The sequence below is a fragment of the Armatimonadota bacterium genome, assembly GCA_031459765.1.
GTDB lineage: Bacteria > Sysuimicrobiota > Sysuimicrobiia > Sysuimicrobiales > Kaftiobacteriaceae > Kaftiobacterium > Kaftiobacterium secundum.
Genome location: JAVKHY010000003.1, coordinates 171,631 through 189,958 on the forward strand (window position 1 = coordinate 171,631; position 18,328 = coordinate 189,958).

General features: G+C 70.2%; 21 protein-coding genes and 1 other RNA gene. 15 read left to right on the forward strand and 7 right to left on the reverse strand.

From position 1 onward, the window contains the following. Positions 1-11: 11 nt before the first annotated feature. Positions 12-989, reverse strand: a complete 978-nt coding sequence (locus QN141_05530) for a TAXI family TRAP transporter solute-binding subunit (GenBank protein ID MDR7557934.1) — start codon at positions 987-989, stop codon at positions 12-14. After that, positions 986-2,986, reverse strand: coding sequence for a TRAP transporter permease (locus QN141_05535; protein MDR7557935.1), 2,001 nt, complete (start codon positions 2,984-2,986; stop codon positions 986-988). Before QN141_05535 ends, QN141_05530 begins: the two co-directional genes overlap by 4 nt. A gap of 193 nt (positions 2,987-3,179) precedes the next feature. On the opposite strand from QN141_05535, the gene QN141_05540 reads away from it, so the two are divergent. From QN141_05540 to QN141_05565, 6 genes are all read left to right on the forward strand, one after another. Beyond that, positions 3,180-3,707, forward strand: coding sequence for a CAP domain-containing protein (locus QN141_05540; GenBank protein MDR7557936.1), 528 nt, complete (start codon positions 3,180-3,182; stop codon positions 3,705-3,707). A 173-nt stretch (positions 3,708-3,880) separates the two neighbouring features. Continuing rightward, the gene (locus QN141_05545; protein MDR7557937.1) at positions 3,881-4,528 is read left to right on the forward strand and encodes a hypothetical protein; all 648 of its coding nucleotides are present in this window, start codon (positions 3,881-3,883) and stop codon (positions 4,526-4,528) included. After that, positions 4,525-5,169 (forward strand): class E sortase, encoded by a 645-nt coding sequence (locus QN141_05550; GenBank protein MDR7557938.1) that lies wholly within the window; start codon positions 4,525-4,527, stop codon positions 5,167-5,169. Before QN141_05545 ends, QN141_05550 begins: the two co-directional genes overlap by 4 nt. Then, positions 5,166-5,423: a hypothetical protein gene (locus QN141_05555; GenBank protein ID MDR7557939.1), complete on the forward strand. Its 258-nt coding sequence runs from the start codon at positions 5,166-5,168 to the stop codon at positions 5,421-5,423. The genes QN141_05550 and QN141_05555 overlap by 4 nt, the downstream gene beginning before the upstream one ends. Beyond that, positions 5,414-6,274, forward strand: a complete 861-nt coding sequence (locus tag QN141_05560; GenBank protein MDR7557940.1) for a hypothetical protein — start codon at positions 5,414-5,416, stop codon at positions 6,272-6,274. Before QN141_05555 ends, QN141_05560 begins: the two co-directional genes overlap by 10 nt. An 87-nt stretch (positions 6,275-6,361) precedes the next feature. Continuing rightward, positions 6,362-7,297 (forward strand): acetamidase/formamidase family protein, encoded by a 936-nt coding sequence (locus tag QN141_05565; GenBank protein ID MDR7557941.1) that lies wholly within the window; start codon positions 6,362-6,364, stop codon positions 7,295-7,297. Positions 7,298-7,385: 88 nt separating this feature from the next. Here the strand turns inward: QN141_05565 and ssrA are convergent. Further along, positions 7,386-7,739, reverse strand: a transfer-messenger RNA (tmRNA) gene (gene ssrA / locus QN141_05570). 123 nt (positions 7,740-7,862) lie between these two features. On the opposite strand from ssrA, the gene QN141_05575 reads away from it, so the two are divergent. Beyond that, positions 7,863-8,879: a prenyltransferase gene (locus tag QN141_05575; protein MDR7557942.1), complete on the forward strand. Its 1,017-nt coding sequence runs from the start codon at positions 7,863-7,865 to the stop codon at positions 8,877-8,879. Here QN141_05575 and QN141_05580 read toward each other — a convergent pair. From QN141_05580 to QN141_05590, 3 genes are all read right to left on the reverse strand, one after another. Then, entirely contained in the window at positions 8,872-9,384 is a 513-nt protein-coding gene (locus QN141_05580; protein MDR7557943.1) for an S-layer homology domain-containing protein, read from the reverse strand. The genes QN141_05575 and QN141_05580 overlap by 8 nt on opposite strands. Before the next feature lie 103 nt (positions 9,385-9,487). Next, positions 9,488-10,378, reverse strand: coding sequence for an SMP-30/gluconolactonase/LRE family protein (locus QN141_05585; GenBank protein ID MDR7557944.1), 891 nt, complete (start codon positions 10,376-10,378; stop codon positions 9,488-9,490). Positions 10,379-10,448: 70 nt separating this feature from the next. Then, positions 10,449-11,294: an aldo/keto reductase gene (locus QN141_05590; protein MDR7557945.1), complete on the reverse strand. Its 846-nt coding sequence runs from the start codon at positions 11,292-11,294 to the stop codon at positions 10,449-10,451. 138 nt (positions 11,295-11,432) lie between these two features. On the opposite strand from QN141_05590, the gene QN141_05595 reads away from it, so the two are divergent. Beyond that, positions 11,433-11,879, forward strand: a complete 447-nt coding sequence (locus QN141_05595; protein ID MDR7557946.1) for a hypothetical protein — start codon at positions 11,433-11,435, stop codon at positions 11,877-11,879. Positions 11,880-11,944: 65 nt separating this feature from the next. On the opposite strand, the gene QN141_05600 is transcribed toward QN141_05595, so the two are convergent. After that, the gene (locus QN141_05600; protein MDR7557947.1) at positions 11,945-12,151 is read right to left on the reverse strand and encodes a hypothetical protein; all 207 of its coding nucleotides are present in this window, start codon (positions 12,149-12,151) and stop codon (positions 11,945-11,947) included. Between the two features lie 432 nt (positions 12,152-12,583). Between QN141_05600 and QN141_05605 the strand changes: the two genes are divergently transcribed. The 7 genes from QN141_05605 to QN141_05635 all read left to right on the forward strand — a co-directional run bounded on the left by QN141_05605 (position 12,584) and on the right by QN141_05635 (position 18,314). Then, positions 12,584-13,243 carry an RraA family protein gene (locus QN141_05605; protein ID MDR7557948.1) on the forward strand — a complete coding sequence of 220 codons (660 nt, stop codon included), beginning with the start codon at positions 12,584-12,586 and terminating at the stop codon, positions 13,241-13,243. A 65-nt stretch (positions 13,244-13,308) separates the two neighbouring features. Beyond that, a complete protein-coding gene (locus QN141_05610; GenBank protein MDR7557949.1) occupies positions 13,309-14,376 on the forward strand; it encodes an NrtA/SsuA/CpmA family ABC transporter substrate-binding protein in 1,068 nt (355 codons plus the stop codon). Between the two features lie 7 nt (positions 14,377-14,383). Then, entirely contained in the window at positions 14,384-15,211 is an 828-nt protein-coding gene (locus tag QN141_05615) for an ABC transporter permease (GenBank protein ID MDR7557950.1), read from the forward strand. A 60-nt stretch (positions 15,212-15,271) separates the two neighbouring features. After that, positions 15,272-16,102 carry an ABC transporter permease gene (locus tag QN141_05620; protein MDR7557951.1) on the forward strand — a complete coding sequence of 277 codons (831 nt, stop codon included), beginning with the start codon at positions 15,272-15,274 and terminating at the stop codon, positions 16,100-16,102. Further along, a complete protein-coding gene (locus tag QN141_05625; protein MDR7557952.1) occupies positions 16,095-16,865 on the forward strand; it encodes an ABC transporter ATP-binding protein in 771 nt (256 codons plus the stop codon). The genes QN141_05620 and QN141_05625 overlap by 8 nt, the downstream gene beginning before the upstream one ends. Before the next feature lie 18 nt (positions 16,866-16,883). Beyond that, positions 16,884-17,207 (forward strand): hypothetical protein, encoded by a 324-nt coding sequence (locus QN141_05630; GenBank protein ID MDR7557953.1) that lies wholly within the window; start codon positions 16,884-16,886, stop codon positions 17,205-17,207. A gap of 138 nt (positions 17,208-17,345) precedes the next feature. Then, positions 17,346-18,314: a quinone oxidoreductase gene (locus tag QN141_05635; GenBank protein ID MDR7557954.1), complete on the forward strand. Its 969-nt coding sequence runs from the start codon at positions 17,346-17,348 to the stop codon at positions 18,312-18,314. Positions 18,315-18,328 lie beyond the last annotated feature (14 nt).

Below are 18,328 nucleotides of genomic sequence, written 5' to 3' on the forward strand. Positions count from 1 at the left end.
GCGCGCAGCGTCTAGCGCACACCCTTCTCGCGGTAGTACCGCTCCGCGCCCGGGTGCACCGGAATGGGCATGCCTTCCTTGGCCCGGGCCAGAGCCAGGTCCCTGCCCCTGGCGTGCGCGGCGCGCATGCGGTCCAGGTTCTCCCACAGCGCCTTCGTCATGTTGTACATCAGATCGTCATTCAGGTCGGCCCGGGCGATCAACATGGCCATGACGGCGGCCGTCTCGACCGGCGCGGTGAGGCCCCGATAGGTGCCCGCCGGGACCACCTGACGGGCGTAGAAGGGGTACCGCTGCCGGAGTTCGGCCAGTTTGTCCGCGGAGATCGGGATCAGCGCGATGTCCCGGGAGGCGGCGATGTCCGTCACCGCGGCGGTGGGGTAGCCGGCGGTGATGAAGACCGCATCGACATGGCCGTCCCGCAGTTGATCGATCCCCGCCGCGAAGGAGAGGAAGTCCGGGCGGATCTGGCTGTAGAACAGGCCGTGGACGAGCAGGATCTGCCGGGCGTTGGCCTCCGTGCCGCTGCCCGGCGCCCCGACGACCACGCGCTTGCCGCGCAGGTCTTCGATCCTGGTGATGTTCTTGGAGCGCAGCGTCACGATCTGGATCGTCTCCGGATAGAGCATGGCCACGCCCCTGATGGTGGTCACAGGCTCGGGCCTGTTCTGCGCCGTGTTGAAGAACATCTCCTTGCCGTTGTAGGCATAGTAGGCGATGTCGTTCTGCACCAGGCCCAGGTGCGCCTCGCCCCGGGCCAGGAACTGGATGTTGGCCACCGACGCCCCGCTGGACTGCGAGGAGACGCGCACTCCGGGCACCTTGCTGTTCCAGATCTCCGCCATCGCCCCGCCCAGCGGGAAGTACACGCCCGCGGTGCCGCCGGTGACCAGGGCGATCAGCTGCTGCGCCTGCGCCTGCACCGGCGCCAGCAGCACCACCCCGGCGGCGAGCGCCGCCAGCGACCTGAGGACCATCCTCCGTCTCATCGTCCCTGCACCTCCTCTGCTGCCTGACTGCCCAGCCGTACGGCGCGGTACCGCTGCAGCGCCAGCGTGACCGCAATGAGTCCGAACCCGACCACATCCCAGAGGATGTTGTGGAAGATCAGGGCCACGGCCGCGATCAGGAGCATGACCCGTTCCGGCACCGTGGCCGCGCCGAGAAAGTACCCGGCGGCGCCTCCGGCCAGGGCCAAGGTGCCCACCACCGCGGTGGCCGACGCCACGAGGGCGTCGGCAAACGTCGCCTCCACCAGCAGCAGCACCGGGGAGTAGACGAAGGCGAAGGGGATCAGGATGCCCCCCAGCGCGATCCGCGTCGCCACCAGCGCCGCGGGGAAGGGGTCGGTCCTGGCGATCCCGGCCGCGGCGTACGCGGCCAGGGCCTCCGGCGGCGTGAGGTCCGCGATCATCCCGAAGTACAGGATGAACAGATGCCCGGCGATGAGCGGGACACCGAGCTGGGCCAGGGCCGGCGCGGCGATCGCCGCCAGAATGATGTAGGTGGCTGTGGTAGGGATGCCCGATCCGATGATGATGCAGGCCAGGGCCACGAGGACGAGGGTGAGGAAGATGCTGTGCTGGCCCAGGGCCACCGTCAGGCTGACGAACTTCAGACCGATCCCGGTGAGGGTGACGACGCCGATGATCAGACCGACCGCGGCGCAGGCCGTGGCCACAGCGATGGCGTTCCGCGCGCCGTAGACCAGCGTGCCCCACATCTCGGTCATCCAGCGGACGACCATCGCCGAGGCCGGCCGCCGTCCCCGCACCCCGTCCAGGACCACGGTGATCACGTGTACCCCGGCAGAGGTGACGATGCCCCAGAAGGCGGCCGTCATCGGTGTGTATCCTTCCAGCAGAAAGCCGACGACGAACACCAGCGGGGCGACGAGATACCAGCGGCTGATCAGGATCCTCCGCACGGAGGGCAGCTCGCTGCGGGGCAGGCCCTGCAGGCCGAGACGCTTCGCCTCGAAGTGGATCATCACGCCCACGGCCAGAAAGTAGAGGATGGCCGGCAGTGCCGCCGCCTTGACCACGGTGAGGTAGGGCACGCCCATGAACTCCGCCATGACGAAGGCCGCGGCGCCCATCACCGGCGGCATGAGCTGGCCGCCGACCGAGGTGGCCGCCTCGACGCCCGCGGCGAACTTGGGGGCATAGCCGAGCTTCTTCATCAGCGGGATGTTGAAGACGCCGTCGGTGACCACGTTGGCCACCGAGCTTCCGGAGACCGTGCCGATGAAGGCGCTGCTGAGCACTGAAACTTTGGCCGGCCCGCCCGTCATCCACCCCGCCAGGGCCATGGCGACGTCCACGAAGAGCTGCCCCAACCCGGTCCGCTCCAGGAACGCGCCCAGCAGGACGAAGAGGAAGACGAAGGTGGCCGAGACCCCGATGGGGATGCCGAAGATCCCCTCCGTGGTGAAGAACATGTGATCCACGACGCGCTGGAGGGAGACCCGCGGGGCGCCCAGCAGGCCCGGGAGATAGGGGGCGACGAAGGGGTAGACCAGCATGACCGCCGCAATATAGGGGATTCCGGCGATGACCCGGCGGCCGGCCTCGAGGATGACGAGGATCCCCAGGACCCCGACGACGAGGTCCACCGTCGTCAGCCGGCCGGAGCGCAGCGCCAGGGCCTGCGCGTTGACGAAGAGGTACAGCATGACCGCCGCCGCGCCGGCGGCCGTGAGGATGTCCGCCACGCCGAACCGGCGCTGTCCCGCATCCCGGCGCCGGGCCGGATAGAGCAGAAAGATCAGGGCGACGACGAAGGCCAGGTGCGCCGAGCGCTGGCGGATGGCCTCGAAGGTCCCGAAGCGGGCGGTGTAGAGGTGGAAGAGCGACATCGCGCCGGCGATGACGGAGACGACCGCGGCGAAGCCGCCGGTCAGCTGGCGGTAGTTGAATTCAGGCTCGACCTCGCGGAGAAGCTGCTCGACCGGCGGCGGACCTGCAAGCGCCTCAGTGGTAGACACCACTGAAGGAATTCCGCGCCGGGGGCGAGGAAGCCCTGCTTTCCGCGGCGAATCATCAGGCGTTTTCCGCAGCATCGGGTCGGACAAGCGGGCAGGTCTACGCCGGTCGTACGATCGGGCATGAGCGGCACTGGGGTCCCCGCGCCGGAACCCCGGCGGCGGCGGCCCATCACGGGAAGCCGGAGGAGCGGCAGTGCGCCGGTGGCGGGTTGCGGGGCTGCTGGTCGTCTTGCTGGCCGTGGGGCCGGTCCCTTCGCATCTTCCGTCGCCTGCGCTCGCCTCCGGCGGGCCGGCCGCTGCGGTCGTCAGCCTGCCCCACCGCGTTCCCGCCGCGATCGCCAGAGAAGATCTCGAACAGGCCGCCCTGCGGCTGCTCAATGCCGAGCGGGCCCTTGCCGGCCTGTCCTCCCTTGTCCCGGACGCCGGCATCCGAACCGCCGCGCGCCGGCACGGCAGGGAACTCTTTGCCTCCGGGGTCCTCTCCCACCGGTCGCGGGACGGACGGTGGCCCGCTCAGCGCCTCAGAGCCCTGGGAATCCGGACCACCGTCGTCGGGGAAAACCTGGCCTACGCCGCCGACGTCGCCGAGGCACACCGGATGCTCATGGCGAGCACCGACCACCGCCGCAACATTCTCTCCGCCCGGTACCGCAGGGTCGGCCTGGCCGTGCTGGACGGCGGCACCTTCGGCATCGTCGTCGTGCAGGACTTCTCGGACTGACGCCTGCCCACGCGTGCCTTCCGGGCGAGCGTTGCCTCCGGCGTGTTGTTCTTTGCGCTCTCCCTTTGCGCTCTCCCTTTTGAGTGAGCCGGCATCTGTCTTTTGGAGCCTGTTGTGGCCTCGGCCGCGGCGGCTATAATGAGGGCGCTTCCGCTGTCCAAGGAGTTCCGCTCGTGGCCGACGAGTTCCGCGGGCTGCAGGTCGCCCAGATCCCCCTGGCGCACGGCGTCGAGACGCTCTCCCCGGTGACCCCTCCCTCCGGCGGTGGCGCCCCAGGCCCCGCAGGCCTTCTGCCCCTCATCCCCCTTATCCCGCTGTTGCTCGCGCTGTTCGGAGCGCCGCCTCCCCCGGCGGTGGAGGCGCCGCCGGTGCCGCCGGCCGCCCAACTGCCTGCGCCAGCGACAGAGCCGGCACCGTCGTTGCCGCCCGCTCCTGCACCTCAGGTCCCTCCCGCGCCTGCTCCCGCTCCGCCGCCGGCGGTCACACCCGGAGTTCCCGCCCCCGGCGCGGCACCGGGTGCTGCGCCGGGGGCGCCGTCGCCTATTCCCGGGGTCGTCGGAGCGCCCGCACCGGAGGAGCGTCCCGAAATTCCCGCCGCCCCCTCCGGGGTAGAGGGTGCCCCGCGCGCCGCGGTGCCGGAGGCGCCGCGGCCGTCCCCGGGTCCGGCCGCGGCGGAGGGACCGCCCGGAGGAGCGGCGCTCCCGTTCACCGGCGAACCGTTGTGGATGTGGCCCGCCATCGGAGTGTTCCTGCTGGGCGCAGGACTGATGCTGCGCCGCTACGCCGGAATCCGCGGGCGGGTGAAGCCGCCGCGGGAGTGACTCGACCCCGGCTCCTGGGAACCCTCTCGGCCGTCCTCGTCGCCGCGGGCATCGGGTGCATCGCCGTGCCGCTGGTATGGAGCCTTCATACCGCCAGAAGTGTTGCGCCTGCTCAGGCCGAGGCGCTCGCGGCGTGGGAGGACGTTGTCCGGGAGGGGTTGGCGGCGGAAGGTGAGACGTCTCATCCGGCTGCCGCCGCCTCCGGCCTGAGGGAGACATCCCGGGCCGCGCCGCTGTGGCTCTCCATCCCCCGGCTCCGACTGACCCGCCTCATCCCCGAGGGGGCGTCTGCGGGGCACCTGCGGCGGTTCGGCGCCGGGCGGATCAGCTGGACGTCCCTGCCCGACGGACCCGGCATCGTAGGCATCGCCGGACACCGCACCACCTACGGGGCGCCGTTCTTCCGCCTGGGAGTTCTGCGAACGGGCGACCGCATCGTCCTGGCCTACCGCGGGCGTACCTACGAATACACGGTCACGCAGCGACGGATCGTCCGGCCCGACGAGGTCGATGTGCTTCGGTCCGCCACCGGCGAGCGCATGGTCGCCCTGGTCACCTGCACCCCGTTCTACAGCGCGAAGTATCGCCTGGTCGTCTTCGCCAGGCTGCAGGCCGTGTCTTTTTCGCCGCTGCCTCCGTGACGCCGCGATTCCTGGCCGCAGACCTCGACGGTCGGCTCATCGTCCTCGACCTCCGCCGGGCCCGGGTCGTGCTGTTCGACCGGCGCTCCGCAGACGTCTGGCGGGCCGCTGAGGGGCTTACCGCTGAGGAGATCACCGCATTGGTCCGCGCACCGTCCCCGGTCGTCGACGCCGCACTGACCGAACTGGCGACGGCGGAGCTGGTCACGGCGACAGACGGACGGTGGAGCCGGGTGATGGTGAGATGGGTCTAGCCTCCGAGAGCGGTGGGACGACGCTCACCCTGGGGCACTGGCGTGTTGCGCTCGTCGGCCCGCCGGCGGTGGTCCGCCCCCTCGCCGCGGTGCTCTCGAGTGTGGCGGTGCCGGAACGGGAGATGCCGTCGCTGGGCGTGGTCATTGCCCGGGACCGCCGCGCCCTGGGCACGGTCGGCGTCATCGAGGCCTGGCAGGTGATCCTTCCCACCCGTGGATGGCTGCCGCTCCTGGTCGGGCACGTCGTCGGCGCCGCCACGTCCGCGCTGCGCGAGCTTCTCTTCGTCCACGCCGCCGCGGTGGAGTTTGGCGGACGCGGCTACCTGCTCGTCGGACCTCCGGGGGCGGGGAAGACGGCCATAACCGCCCTGCTCGTGGGCCGCGGCGCCGGGTACCTGTCGGACGAAGTGGCCCTGCTGGATCCGGGCACAGGGCTGGTGCATCCCTTAACCCTCCCGCTGGCCGTCAAACCACCGACGGCCAGAGCGGTCGACGTCTTCCCTCCGGCACGCGAGGTGGCGTCAGAGGGCGGGGTGCGGTACCTGCTCCCCTCGCGTGTGGCTTCCGGCCCCGTGCCGCTGGAGGCGGTGCTGCTGCTGGATCCGAGGTCAACACACGGGCCCGCCGTCCTTGAGCGGGCGGAGACGCTGCTCGCGTTGAGCCGACACCCCTCCAGCTTCCGCTACGAATCCCGCCTGGCGGCGGCCTTTACCGGGTTCGTCGGTCTCCTGCGCCGGGCGCGCTGCCTGAGGATCGGCTCGGCCTCTCCCGCCCGGGCCGCCGCCCTGGTCGCCGCCCTGGGGGAAGTCGGTGCCGTGGACGGAGCGGCGCGCCCCGTGGGGGACGGCTGACAAAGTGGAGGAGATCCCGGCCGGGGCCGAGAAGGCGTGCCCGACTTCCCACGCTGTGGAGCGGCACGTGACCCGGAGGTGAGAGAGATGGGCCGGACGCATTTTCTGCCTTCCGAGAAGGTGCACTACGCCTGGAACAACAGGCTCGCTCCCGCCCTTGAGATCAACCCCGGCGACACTGTGGTCTTTGACCTGCGCGAGGTCACCGACAACCAGATCACGCCGACCTCAACCGCCGCCGCCCTGACGACCATCGACTGGAGCCGGGTGTACCCCTTGGGCGGGCCGGTGTTCGTGAAGGGGGCGCAGCCCGGCGACACCCTGGAGGTGGAGATCCTCGACCTGCACCCGAAGGGCTGGGGCTGGACCGGCGTCATTCCCGGGTTTGGCCTGCTCCAGGAGGAGTTCACGACGCCCTATCTGCACATCTGGGACCTGTCGGCCGGCGATCACACGACGATGCACGAGAACATCCGCGTGCCGCTGGACCCCTTCTGCGGGACGATGGGCGTGGCCCCGGCCGAGAGCGGCGAGATCCCGGTCATGCCCCCGGGGGTCTTCGGCGGCAACATGGATATCCGGCATCTGCACCGGGGAAGTCGGCTGCTCCTGCCGGTCCAGGTGGAAGGCGCCCTCTTTTCCTGTGGAGACTGTCACGCCGCCCAGGGAGACGGCGAAGTGTGCGTGACGGGCATCGAGGCCCCGATGCACGTGGCTCTGCGTTTCTGGGTGCGCAAGGATCGGCCTATTCCCGAGCCTCAGTTCATCACACCGGGACCGCTCACCGGCAAGTACGACGAGAAGGGCTACTACGCCACGACCGGCATCGCCCCCGACCTGATGGAGGCGGCGCGCAAGGCCGTCCGTCACATGATCGGCTACCTGACGACACGTTACAGCCTGACGCCCGAAGACGCCTATGTGCTCTGCAGCGTCGCCGTGGACCTGAAGATCAGCGAGGTGGTGGACAAGCCCAACTGGATCGTCACGGCCTACGCGCCGCTCTCCATGTTCGCCACGTAACAGGCTTTCACAGGGGCGGGGCTCGTACCGGGGGTGAGGCCTTCGAGGTCGTACTTTCGCCTCGCGGCTACGCATCGCCGGAGAGCGGTGGTGGAGGCGGCGGGAATCGAACCCGCGTCCTGGAGCAGCGAGGGCCAGGCGTCTACGCGTGTAGCTCCGGTATTGAGTCTCGCGTCCGGACGCTCCCCGGAACCGGATCGTCCGGTCGCCAGCCCGTTAGGTTTCCCGCCGCCCGCCCGGGGCCGGGACGGGGACGGTAGCCGGCCGTTGGCGCCCAGCCCGGACTGCCGGCCCGTCCGGGTGGACGTACGCGGCTACTTAGGCCGCGTAGGCGTACTGAGTGGTGTTGGCGTTTGTGCGCCGCCCAGGAGTTTAACGAGGACCCGAGCCACCTCGACGCGCAACCTCGCTTCTGCCTGCCCAGTCGAGACCGATCGCCCCCACTGGACAGTACTATTATACCGCCGATCGTGCCCCGTGAGCCGGGCGGACGAGGGAAACAGCGCGGGATCCTGCGAAGGGATTCACACCTCGTTCCGGACCCCAGGGGGGAGGCTGGAGAAGGATGGCCGCCGAACGGACGATCGCCCGCGGACCGCGTGTCTGGCTGCGGGCCTTTGTGGGTTTCTACCCGCCCCACGACGCCTCGGCACGCGACCTCGATCCCGTCGCCAAGTTCCTGTTTTCCGCGCGCAGCGTGATCCTGGTGATCTCAGCGCAGGCCGCGCTCATCGCCGGCCTGCTGGCGCTGGCCGCGCGCCGGTTCGACGGCGTGGCCTTCCTCCTCGTGCTCGTCGGCTTCGTCACCGCGCATATGATCAGCAACCTGAGCAACGACTACTTCGGGCACCTGCGCGGTCACGACACCCCGGACTCGCCGCGGATGCGCTATACGATGCATCCCATCGCCAGCGGCGTCCTCGACCGCCGCACCCTGGGGATGGGATTGACCATCCTCGCGGCCATCGGGACCGCGATCGTCGTGTACTTCTGGATGACGCGCGGCGGGCCCGCGTTGGCCTTCGCCCTGGCCGGGCTGGCCCTCCTGTACCTGTATGACGCGGCCCCGCGGCCGCTGAAGAGTCTGGGACTGGGAGAGGTGGCGGCGTTTCTGGTCTGGGGGCCGCTCATGGTGGGCGGGGGCTACTACGTGATTGCGGGAGAGATTTCGGCGGACGCCTTTCTGATCTCCGTCCCGTACGGGTTGGGTGTCATGTCTATCCTCATGGGCAAGCACATCGACCAGGCCGGGTTCGACCGGAGCCATGGCCACCGCACGCTGCCCGTCGTGCTCGGGGACCGCACCGCCCGGGTGGTCAACGGCGCGGTCATCGCCGGGATGTACGTCATCATTGCGGTGTTGATCCTCCTCGGACGCCTGACCCCCTTTGCCGCGGCGGGGTTTCTCGCCCTGCCCCGTGCGGTCCGGGCCCTGTCGGTCATGGCCCGCCCGCGTCCCGATGCGCCGCCGGCCGGGTACGTGGGCTGGCCTCTCTGGTACCATCGGGTGTGCCTGGTGCACAACCGGCTGTTCGGCTGGGCCTACATCGCCGGACTGGCGCTCGGCGCGCTGATTACCTGAAGACGTCCGGCTGCCCGCGAACCAGGCTGGCGTAGTCCACACGCCAGCGGCCCGCCTCATCCCGCACCACCGTAACCGTCAGCCGGATACGGATCTCCGCCGCCCGCCGGGTGCGCACGGTGCCTTGCACCAGGACGGTGCCGCGCGGACCGTCGAGGCGAACCTGCGATCCCGAGAGCTGGAAGGCGGTCCACTCGGAGCGCCGCAGCTGGGCCGGCCACCCGGGGGGGAGGTGGGTAAGAAACGCTTCGGCCCAGGTCTGTGCCGTGGAGTGGGTCGCATGGGCGAAGGCATCGTACACCTGCACAACCGCGTTCAACGCCAGCTCCCGCTCGTCCCTGGGGTAGCCCAGGAGGAGGCCGTTCTCCGCAAGTTTCTGCACGGCATCATACGCCCAGTGCCAGGGCGGGACATCCTCAAATTGAGAGGGCGGAACCTGGGCGAAGGCGCTCCCGACGGAGACGATGACGGCCAGAGGCAGGACGATCAACACGGCCTTGCCCATGCGGCACCTCCCGACGGCCAGAGCCTTCGGTGACGGCTCCTGGGCCCTCAGCGCTCCAGCATCCGCCTGCCCCCGTGGCGCGGGGTCGGACTGCTGCGTCGAGTTAGCGCAGCGGCTGAATCACCACCTGGTTCTTCTGGAACAGCGGGATGAGGACGCGGTCGCGCCGGCTGTCGTAGCCGATGTCGGCCGGCGACTCCACGTTGGGGACGAGCACCTCCGCCGTCGCGCCGGTGACGCGGTAGACCGCGGCGGCGGCCCAGCTGCTCACCAGGAACACGCCGCCCTGGAGCGCCACGACGCCGTCCAACTGCCCCTTCGGCAGGTTGGGGAGCGGGCGCTGCCGGCCGTCCGCGGTCAGTTCGTAGATCTCGCCGCCCTGGCTGAAGGTGACGACCACCAGCCGCCCGCCGGGCAGGACGGCGATCCCGTTGGGAGTCTTGAGGTGCGCGCCCTTGGCCACGGTGGAGAGCGCCCCGTTGCGCAGCCGGTAGACGGCGTCCGTCCCCGAGGGGCTGAAGTCCGGCTTGAGGCCGCTGTCGGTGAAGTAGACCGACCCGTCGGGGCCCGCGGCGGCGTCATTCATGAAGGTCGACCCGGGCACGGCCACCGAGCCTTTCGGCGCCCCCGTGCGGCGGTCGAACATCCGGATCGCGGTGATGTCGGTGACGTAAAGGATCTCTCCGCTGATGGCCATGCCCTTCGGCGCGTTCAGGGTGACCGCGGCGCCCGCGCCGTCGATCCACTTCAGCGTCGCGATCCGCCCGTCGGGCCTGACGCGGGAGATGAACCCGTTGTCGTCGGTGGCCGTGGGATTGCCGTTGATGTTGGAGACGAGGTAGACGTCACCGGTGGGATCGTAGAGCACCGACTCCGGCGTCTGGAACCCGCTGACCGTCATCGGCGGGGGAAGGGAGGGACCGGCCGATCCTTGGGAGACGGCGAAGGCCATCGTGACCGCGAACACCAAGGCGGACAGCACCCGAAGCCGCATCGCGCTCACCTCACGGAGGGAGATTGCTGGGTCGTTTTGCGCCGCGGGGGCGAGTTTTCCTGCCTGGCGGTCAGATCATGGGGAGGCTGCGCGGGGGGCGCCCCAGGGGAAAGGCCTCTTCCAGCCTGGCGATCTCTGCGGGCGAGAGGACCAGGTCGCCCGCGCCGGCGTTCTCGCGGACGTGGTCGATCGTGGAGGCCTTGGGGATGGCGAACAGAGACTCCCGCCGCGTCAGGAAGGCCAGCGCCACCTGGCGCGGCGTGGCCCCGCGTCGGGCGGCGACCTCGGCAAGGATGCGGCCGGCGGGGCCGGCGGCCGACGGAAAGTGCCCCGATCCGAAGGGGCTGTAGCCCACCACCGCGACCTGGTGAGCCTCACACCAGGGGATGACCCTGTGCTCGATGGCGCGCTGGCGGAGGTGATAGACAACCTGGTTGCAGGCGATGCGCCCGGGTCCGGCCAGGCGCAGGGCTTCCTCCAGGTCCTCGACGTCGAAGTTGCTCAGGCCCCAGAAACGGATCTTGCCGTCCCGGACCAGCCGCTCGAAGGCCCGGATGGTCCCTTCCAGCGGATGGGCGCCGGGCCAGTGCAGCAGGTAGAGGTCGAGGTAATCGGTGCGCAGGCGCCGGAGGCTGGCCTCGCAGGCCCGGCGGACCCCTTCGAAGGTGGCGTGGTCGGGCAGGACCTTGGATGCCAGGAAGACCTGCTCGCGGCGGCCGGCGATCGCCTCCCCGACGATCTCCTCGACCCGGCCGCTCCCGTACATCTCGGCCGTGTCGATGTGGGTCATCCCTGCATCCAGCCCCGCCCGCAGGGCCGCCACGGCCTGCATCCGACCGTCCCGCTCCAGGTGCCAGGTCCCCTGCCCGATGACCGGAACCGGCACGCCCGTCCACCCGAAGGGTCGCCGGCGCATCGCACGGGACTTCGACCAGGGAACCCGGCGGGCCCTGCCTCCGTTTCAACGGAGGCGGGCCGGCGCGGCCCGGACAGGAGAGCATCGGCCGCGGAGGGAAGGGTCTCGCCGTAGCGGACGCTGGGAGGTGGAGGATTGATGAACGCGCGCATGGTCGTCGCTCTGCTCGTCATCGCCGCGGTCCTCGGCACCGGGACCGCCGCCGCCGCGCAGGACATCGGCGCGGTGATCAAGACGCTGGGCGTCGGTGTGGCGGTGAAGATGTTTGCGCCGCAACTGAACACCTTCATCAACGGACTGCTCCAGGCCAGAGACGCCCAGACTCAGCAGACCACCAAGGTCGTGCCCATCCTGAGCATCTCCATCGGGATCGGGTCCCCGGGTCAGGCCACGGTCGGTGCGGCGCAGGTTTCCGGAACGCGGCGCGCCGTGGACCGGGTCCAGGCCGTGGCGATGCTGGAAGGGAACTTCCAGGGCTTTTTCTTCGTGAAGGCCCTCGTGCCGGTGGACAGCCTGGAACCCTGGAAGCGGCTGCGGCGGGTCCCGGGGGTCGGGGTCTCCGCCATCATCGACCTGAAGATCTAGAGGCCTGAAGATCTAGAGCGCTCGCGGTGGAGTGCCTCTGGCGGGAAGGACGTCGTGGCGACGAGTCACCGCGCGGCGAGGGCCGGCTGCGGAGCGGTGAGCCGGACGATCTCCGCCGGGTCTTCCACCCGCTCCATGCGGACCGGAAGTCGGGCGCCCCGGGGCGTATCCCGCGCGCCGCAGAGGTCATAGACGGCGACGACCTCGTCGCCGAATCGGGGTTCGACTTCGACCACGGACCCGCACTGCGGGCACCGCCAGACCGTGCTCATCGCCACCGACCTCCCGCCGGCGCCACGGGCGTCTGACCGACTCCCGGCAGCAACCGGCGTGCCGTCTCCGGGCCCTCACTCCTGATAACGTACCCGTGTCGGCCGACTGTTCCGCCGCAACGCCCGGCGCCGGAGACCACCTCATCCCCCACCAGGCGGAATCGCCCCTCCGGCTGGCGCCGCGAGGCCCGATCTGGTATGTTTGTTACGAGGACAGTATGTCCGCACAGCGGACAGGCCTCGTCGCCCGCCGGGAGGTCGCTCCCGAAGCGGCGCGTCTCGGATCGTGCTCACCTTGTTGCCGTCTGCCGCAGACACGGTTCCACCAGAGGATCTCCTCGCCAGCCCCCACGTGGCGATCGGTCACCCGGGTCGGCTGGAGAGGAGCGGAGGCCGGATGAAGGCATCCGGCGTGCGGAGGGAGGGGCAGTCGTGACAGAGTTCCCGCAGGAGATCATCGACGGCTTCCGGAGTGTGGCCACGGCCTCGGTGTCGGACGCAGTGGACCGGGTCGTCAAACGCCCCGGGTTCATGAGCCACGAGATCAAGCCGGTGTTCCCGGCAAAGATCGCGGGGCCGGCGGTGACCGTCCTGGAGCGCGCCGCGCTGGACAGCCAGCCGCCCCACCACGCGCTGCAGGCCATCGATGAGGCGGCCCCGGGGGCGATCATCGTCATCGGCATGGAGGATCCCCAGGCGGCGCGCGACGTGGCCCAGTGGGGCGGCCTGATGACGGCCGGCGCGGTGGCCCGCCGGCTCGGCGGCGCCGTGCTGGACGCCGGCGTGCGGGACATCGAGGAGATCCGCCAGGCGGGCTTTCCGGTCTTCTCGCGAACGGTCATCCCCAGCACCACCGTGGGACGGTACATCACGGTGGGGCTCAATCTCCCGGTGGTCTGCGGGGGCGTCCTGGTGCGCCCCGGCGACCTCCTGGTGGGGGACACGGACGGCGTGGTCGTCGTCCCGGCCGAGGCGGCCGCCGAGGTGCTGCGCGCGGCGCGGGAGATCGAAGAGACGGAGCGCCGGATGGCCGAAGCCATCGGCCGCCTGGGGTCGATCCGCAAGGCGGTCCAGGAATTTGCCCGCATCTGATTCCTGCTGGAGGTGGATGGAAACGGCGCAGACCGCCGTACCGACGAGGAGGGAGTGAGAAGCTCATGCGACGCAAGGGAGTCGTCATCGTCCTGACCGCGCTGCTGCTGGCGGTCGGGGCGCCGTGGACATCCGGCGCGCCCGCCCTGCCCAAGATCCGGGTGGGCATCGTGGCGGCGATCGATCAGCTGGGCACCCCGGTGGCGCTGGACCGCGGGTTCTTCGAGAAATGGGGACTGGACGTGACCATCGCCACCCCCTTCCCGACAGGGGTCGACCTCCTGAACGCCCTGCAGGCCGGCGAGATTCAGATGGGTCAGGTCGGCGTGCCGTTGATCGGCGCCGTCCTGCGCGGGATGGACCTGGTCATTCTCGGCAACTACAGCGGCAGCAGCAGCCGGCTCGGCGGCGACAACACCATGGCCGTCGTCAGCCGGCCGGGGACCAACATCACGTCCATCCGCGACCTCCGGGGCAAGCGGATCGCCGTCTCCTTCGGGACCATCAGCCACCTGTACATCCTCGGCGTGCTGGAGCGGGCGCGGCTCTCCGTGAACGACGTGACGCTGGTGAATACCCCGCCCGCCGAGATGCCGGTGGCCCTGCGCGGCGGGGCGGTGGACGCCTTCGCCACCTGGGATCCCTGGCCCGTGATCGCCCTGCGGGAGATCCCGGGCACCTATGAGGTGGTCCGCGGCGGCGGGTTCATCGGGTTCATGGGCTTCATCGTCGCCACGCGGCAGTGGGCCCTGCAGAACCAGGAGACCGTGGAGAAGTTCCTGGCCGCCCGGGCCGAGGCCGACCAGTTCATGCGGGCCAACCCGGTGAAGACGGCGGAGATCGCCGTCCGCTGGCTGACCGGGATGCGACCGGAGGTGGCCCTGCGCGGCGTGCGGAACAATCTCCCGACGCTGGACATCCGCATCTCGTACTACAACTACCTGGCGCTGCACAACGGCATGACCACGCTGCACCGCCTGGGATTCCTGCCGGGGGTCTTCGACGTGAACAAGGTCTTCCATCCGGAGCCGATGCTGAACGTCATGCGACGGTATCCGAATTTGTTCAGCGATCTGCCGCCGATCCCGCCCTCGGCGATGGTCGGGCCGGGGTACGTCTTCAAGGCGCCGTAGGAGGACGGTGAGGCAGACCGGGGCCGCGGTCCTGCGGGTGCCGCGGCCCCCCCGCAGGCTGGCGGAGGTGGCCCGGGCGGTGGCGTGGTTCGTCGCCCCCTTCGTCGCCCTCGGGCTGGTCTGGACGGCGGTCATTGAGGTCTACGATGTCCCGCTGCGGGTGTTCCCCGCGCCGACAGATGTGGCGGGCGCCCTCCGCCAGCAGGCGGCCAGCGGGGCGCTGGGCAATCACATCTGGCAGAGCCTGCGCCGGGTCTTCGTGGGCGGCACGCTGGCCATCCTGACCAGCGTGCCCCTCGGCGTGGCCGTCAGCACGAACCGCGTGGTCGCCGCCTTCTTCGCCCCGATCCTGCGATTTTTCTCCGTGCTGGCCGGCATCGCCTGGATCCCGCTGGCCACCCTGTGGTTCGGTTACGGGTTCGGCGCCATCACCTTCATCATCTTCAACGCCGTGTTCTTCGTTGTGGTCTACAACACCATGCTGGGCGTCAGCCGGATTCCCCTGGCTCTGCGGAATGCGGCCCGGTCCCTGGGTGCCGGACCCTGGCAGATTCTCACGGAGGTCCTGCTGCCCGGGGCGCTGCCCAATATCGTCACCGGCATCCGCACCGGCATGGGCTTCGCCTGGCGCGGATTGATCGCCGCGGAGATCATCGCCACGAACGCCGGACTGGGCTACATGCTGTTCCTGGCCCGGGACTTCTACCGGACCGAGGTGATCGTCCTGGGGATGATCCTCATCGGCGCCATCTGGGTCGCCCTCGACCGGCTGGTGCTGGCCCCGCTGGAGCGGCGCACCATTGAGCGGTGGGGGCTGACGCGACGCGTGACGTGAGCGGGGAAAGGATCCGCCCCGCCCGCAGGGGGCGCGACGGGCGATGACGGTCGACGGGCGATGACGGTCGCCGCGGGGACACCTGTGGTCCACCCGCCGCTGTGGCGCCGGGTCCTGGGGTGGATGCTCACCAGGCCGACCTGGCGCACCCTGGGTCCGTTCATCCCGGTGGTGGCGCTGTGGGGCCTGGTGGTGCGCCTGGAGATCTTCCCCCGCGCCTTCTTCCCGGGCCCGCTGGATGTGCTGCGGGCCTTCGGCACTCTCGTCTACAAGGGGATCCTGCCGCAGTACCTGCAGGACAGCGTGGTGCGCCTGGCCGTCGGTGCGGCGGCGGGTGTGCTCGTGGGCGTGCCCTTCGGGCTGCTCATCGGCCTGCACGCCGGGAGTTACCGCTTCTTCTGGCCCCTGGTGATCTTCTTTCAGGCCATCGGCGACATCGCCTGGCTGCCCATCCTGCTCATCTGGTTCGGGTTCACCCTGCGCACCATGACCTTCGTCATCGTCTACACCGTGGTGTTCCCCGTGATCTTCAACACGGCGCTGGGGGTGCGCACCGTGCCGACGGAGATGATCCGGGCGGCGCAGATGCTCGGCGCGCCGCGCTGGCGCATCCTCACCGACGTCTTTGTGCCGGGGGCGCTGCCCAACATCGTCACCGGCCTGCGCAACGGATTGGGCTACGGGTGGCGGGCGCTCATCGCGGCGGAGATCATCGTCGGCACTAGCGGCATCGGCTTCATGATGTTCGACGCGCGGCGCAGCGGCAGCGTGGTGGAGATGTTGCTGGGGATGATCGTCCTGGGCATCCTCTGGTACGTCGTCGACGGCGGGTTGCTGGCCCCGCTGGAACGGGCGACGGTCCGGCGCTGGGGGATGGTCGTCGATGGCTGACCTGGTCATTCGCCACGTGAGCAAGACCTACTTCGACGTCTACACCGGCCAGCACGTGCACGCCCTGCGCGACGTCTCCCTGGAACTGCGCGAGGGGGAGTTCGTCAGTATCGTCGGGCCCAGCGGGTGCGGCAAGACCACGCTGCTGAACATCATCGCCGGTTTCATCCCCCCCAGCCGCGGCGAGGTCCTGCTGGACGGCCGGCGCGTCACCGGCCCCGGCCCCGACCGGGGCGTGGTCTTCCAGAGTTTCGCCCTCTTCCCATGGAAGACGGTGCTGGACAACGTGGCCTTCGGGTTGAAGATGCGCGGCGTGCCCAAGCCGGAGCGCGATCGCATCGCCCGGGAGTACATCGCGCTGGTGGGGTTGACCGGCTCCGAGTACCAGTACCCCCACGAGCTCTCCGGCGGGATGCAGCAGCGTGTGGGCGTGGCCCGGGTGCTGGCCAATCACCCCGAGGTCATGCTCATGGACGAACCCTTCGCCAGCGTGGATGCCCAGACACGGATGACGCTGCAGGAAGAGCTGACCCGGATCTGGGAGGCCAAGCGCCCGACGATCCTGTTCGTCACCCACGACGTGGAAGAAGCCGTCTTTCTGGCCAACCGCGTCGTGGTGCTCAGTTCCCGCCCGGCCACGGTGCGCGAAGTCGTGGAGATTCCGCTGGCGCGGCCGCGGGTCTGGACGGCGCTCGTGGAGGATCCGATCTACAAGCGCCTGGTCGGCCGCGTGCTGGCGCTGGTGCGGACGCCCGCGACATGACGGGGGCCTGAGGGCGCGATGAAGTCGCCCGCCGTCCGCGTCGCCGTGGCGCTGGTCGTGCTGACCCTGGCCTGGCAGGGATGGCTGTTCTGGCAGGCCAGGGCCAAGGTCCCCGCCGATCTTGCCGCGTACGTCTCGGACCGCGGCACGGTGGATCTCGTCGTCACCCTGCGCTTCCCGCCCGAGCGCTTCCATGTGCTGATGTTTCAGCGCTTCGGACGCGTGGTCGGGACCGAGGGCCGCGCTGTGGAACTGCGCGGGGTCCCCCTTGGACGCGTGCGGGAGATCGCCCGGTTCTACTGGGTCGAGCGCATCGTCCCGGCTCCGCCCGAGAGGCCCTAGCGACCGGGAAGCGGCGGAGGCGGCCGGCGGCCGGCGGCCGACGGCGGGGCCCCAGGCCTGAGGGATCGCCGCGGGTTGCGTCGAACCCCGAGGACGCAGTCGAATAGCGGTAGAGCGGTCGGACCGAGGAGGGCAACGATGAAGGCCGTGCGGATTCACGAGACGGGAGGGCCCGAGGTGCTGCACTGCGAGGAGGTGCCCCGGCCCGCACCGGGACCCGGGCAGGCGCTGGTCCGGCTGCACGCCGCCGGCGTGAACTTCCTCGACATCTACCACCGCACCGGCCTCAACCCGCTGCCGCTGCCGGCGATCCTGGGCAACGAAGGCGCCGGCGTCGTCGAGGCGATCGGGCCCGGGGTGACGGAGGTCGCGCCGGGGGATCGGGTGGCCTTTACCAACGTGCTGGGCAGCTACGCCGAGTTCGTCGTCGCGCCGGCCTGGCGTCTTGTCCCGATCCCGGGGACCTGCGACTTCCGCCAGGCCGCCGCCGCGATGTTGCAGGGGATGACCGCGCACTACCTGACCCACACCACCTATCCGCTCCGCCCCGGGGAATGGGCGCTGGTCCACGCCGCGGCGGGCGGCGTCGGCGCCCTGCTGGTGCAGCTGGCCAGGCGGCGCGGAGCCCGGGTGATCGCCACCGTGTCCACGGAAGAGAAGGCGGCCGTCGCCCGGGAGGCGGGCGCAGACGTCTGCGTCATTTACACCCGCGAGGACTTCGTGCAGGCGGCGAAGCAGGCGACGGAGGGAGCCGGCGTCCAGGTGGTCTACGACTCCGTGGGCAAGGACACCTTCGAGCGGGGACTGGACTGCCTGGCCGTGCGCGGCGTGATGGTGCTCTACGGACAGGCCAGCGGCCCGGTGGCGCCCGTCGATCCCCGCGTGCTCAACGCCAAGGGGTCGCTGTTTCTCACCCGCCCCTCCCTGCACCACTACACCCGCACCAGGGCGGAACTGCTGGCCCGCGCCGGCGATGTGTTGCAGTGGGTCCAGGACGGCAGCCTGCGCCTCCGCATCGACCGCACCTACCCGCTGGCCGAGGCCGCCGAGGCGCACCGCCGGCTCGAGGGCAGGGCGGCCCTCGGCAAGCTTCTGCTGGTCCCCTGAAGGAATCCTCCCGC

What these genes read in the sequence shown, in the direction of transcription:
- QN141_05530 (MDR7557934.1), bottom strand. Translation starts at nt 989, where the DNA reads ATGAGACGGAGGATGGTCCTCAGGTCGCTGGCGGCGCTCGCCGCCGGG.
- QN141_05560 (MDR7557940.1), top strand. Translation starts at nt 5,414, where the DNA reads ATGGGTCTAGCCTCCGAGAGCGGTGGGACGACGCTCACCCTGGGGCAC.
- QN141_05565 (MDR7557941.1), top strand. Translation starts at nt 6,362, where the DNA reads ATGGGCCGGACGCATTTTCTGCCTTCCGAGAAGGTGCACTACGCCTGG.
- QN141_05575 (MDR7557942.1), top strand. Translation starts at nt 7,863, where the DNA reads ATGGCCGCCGAACGGACGATCGCCCGCGGACCGCGTGTCTGGCTGCGG.
- QN141_05580 (MDR7557943.1), bottom strand. Translation starts at nt 9,384, where the DNA reads ATGGGCAAGGCCGTGTTGATCGTCCTGCCTCTGGCCGTCATCGTCTCC.
- QN141_05585 (MDR7557944.1), bottom strand. Translation starts at nt 10,378, where the DNA reads ATGCGGCTTCGGGTGCTGTCCGCCTTGGTGTTCGCGGTCACGATGGCC.
- QN141_05590 (MDR7557945.1), bottom strand. Translation starts at nt 11,294, where the DNA reads ATGCGCCGGCGACCCTTCGGGTGGACGGGCGTGCCGGTTCCGGTCATC.
- QN141_05595 (MDR7557946.1), top strand. Translation starts at nt 11,433, where the DNA reads ATGAACGCGCGCATGGTCGTCGCTCTGCTCGTCATCGCCGCGGTCCTC.
- QN141_05600 (MDR7557947.1), bottom strand. Translation starts at nt 12,151, where the DNA reads ATGAGCACGGTCTGGCGGTGCCCGCAGTGCGGGTCCGTGGTCGAAGTC.
- QN141_05610 (MDR7557949.1), top strand. Translation starts at nt 13,309, where the DNA reads ATGCGACGCAAGGGAGTCGTCATCGTCCTGACCGCGCTGCTGCTGGCG.
- QN141_05620 (MDR7557951.1), top strand. Translation starts at nt 15,272, where the DNA reads ATGACGGTCGCCGCGGGGACACCTGTGGTCCACCCGCCGCTGTGGCGC.
- QN141_05625 (MDR7557952.1), top strand. Translation starts at nt 16,095, where the DNA reads ATGGCTGACCTGGTCATTCGCCACGTGAGCAAGACCTACTTCGACGTC.
- QN141_05630 (MDR7557953.1), top strand. Translation starts at nt 16,884, where the DNA reads ATGAAGTCGCCCGCCGTCCGCGTCGCCGTGGCGCTGGTCGTGCTGACC.
- QN141_05635 (MDR7557954.1), top strand. Translation starts at nt 17,346, where the DNA reads ATGAAGGCCGTGCGGATTCACGAGACGGGAGGGCCCGAGGTGCTGCAC.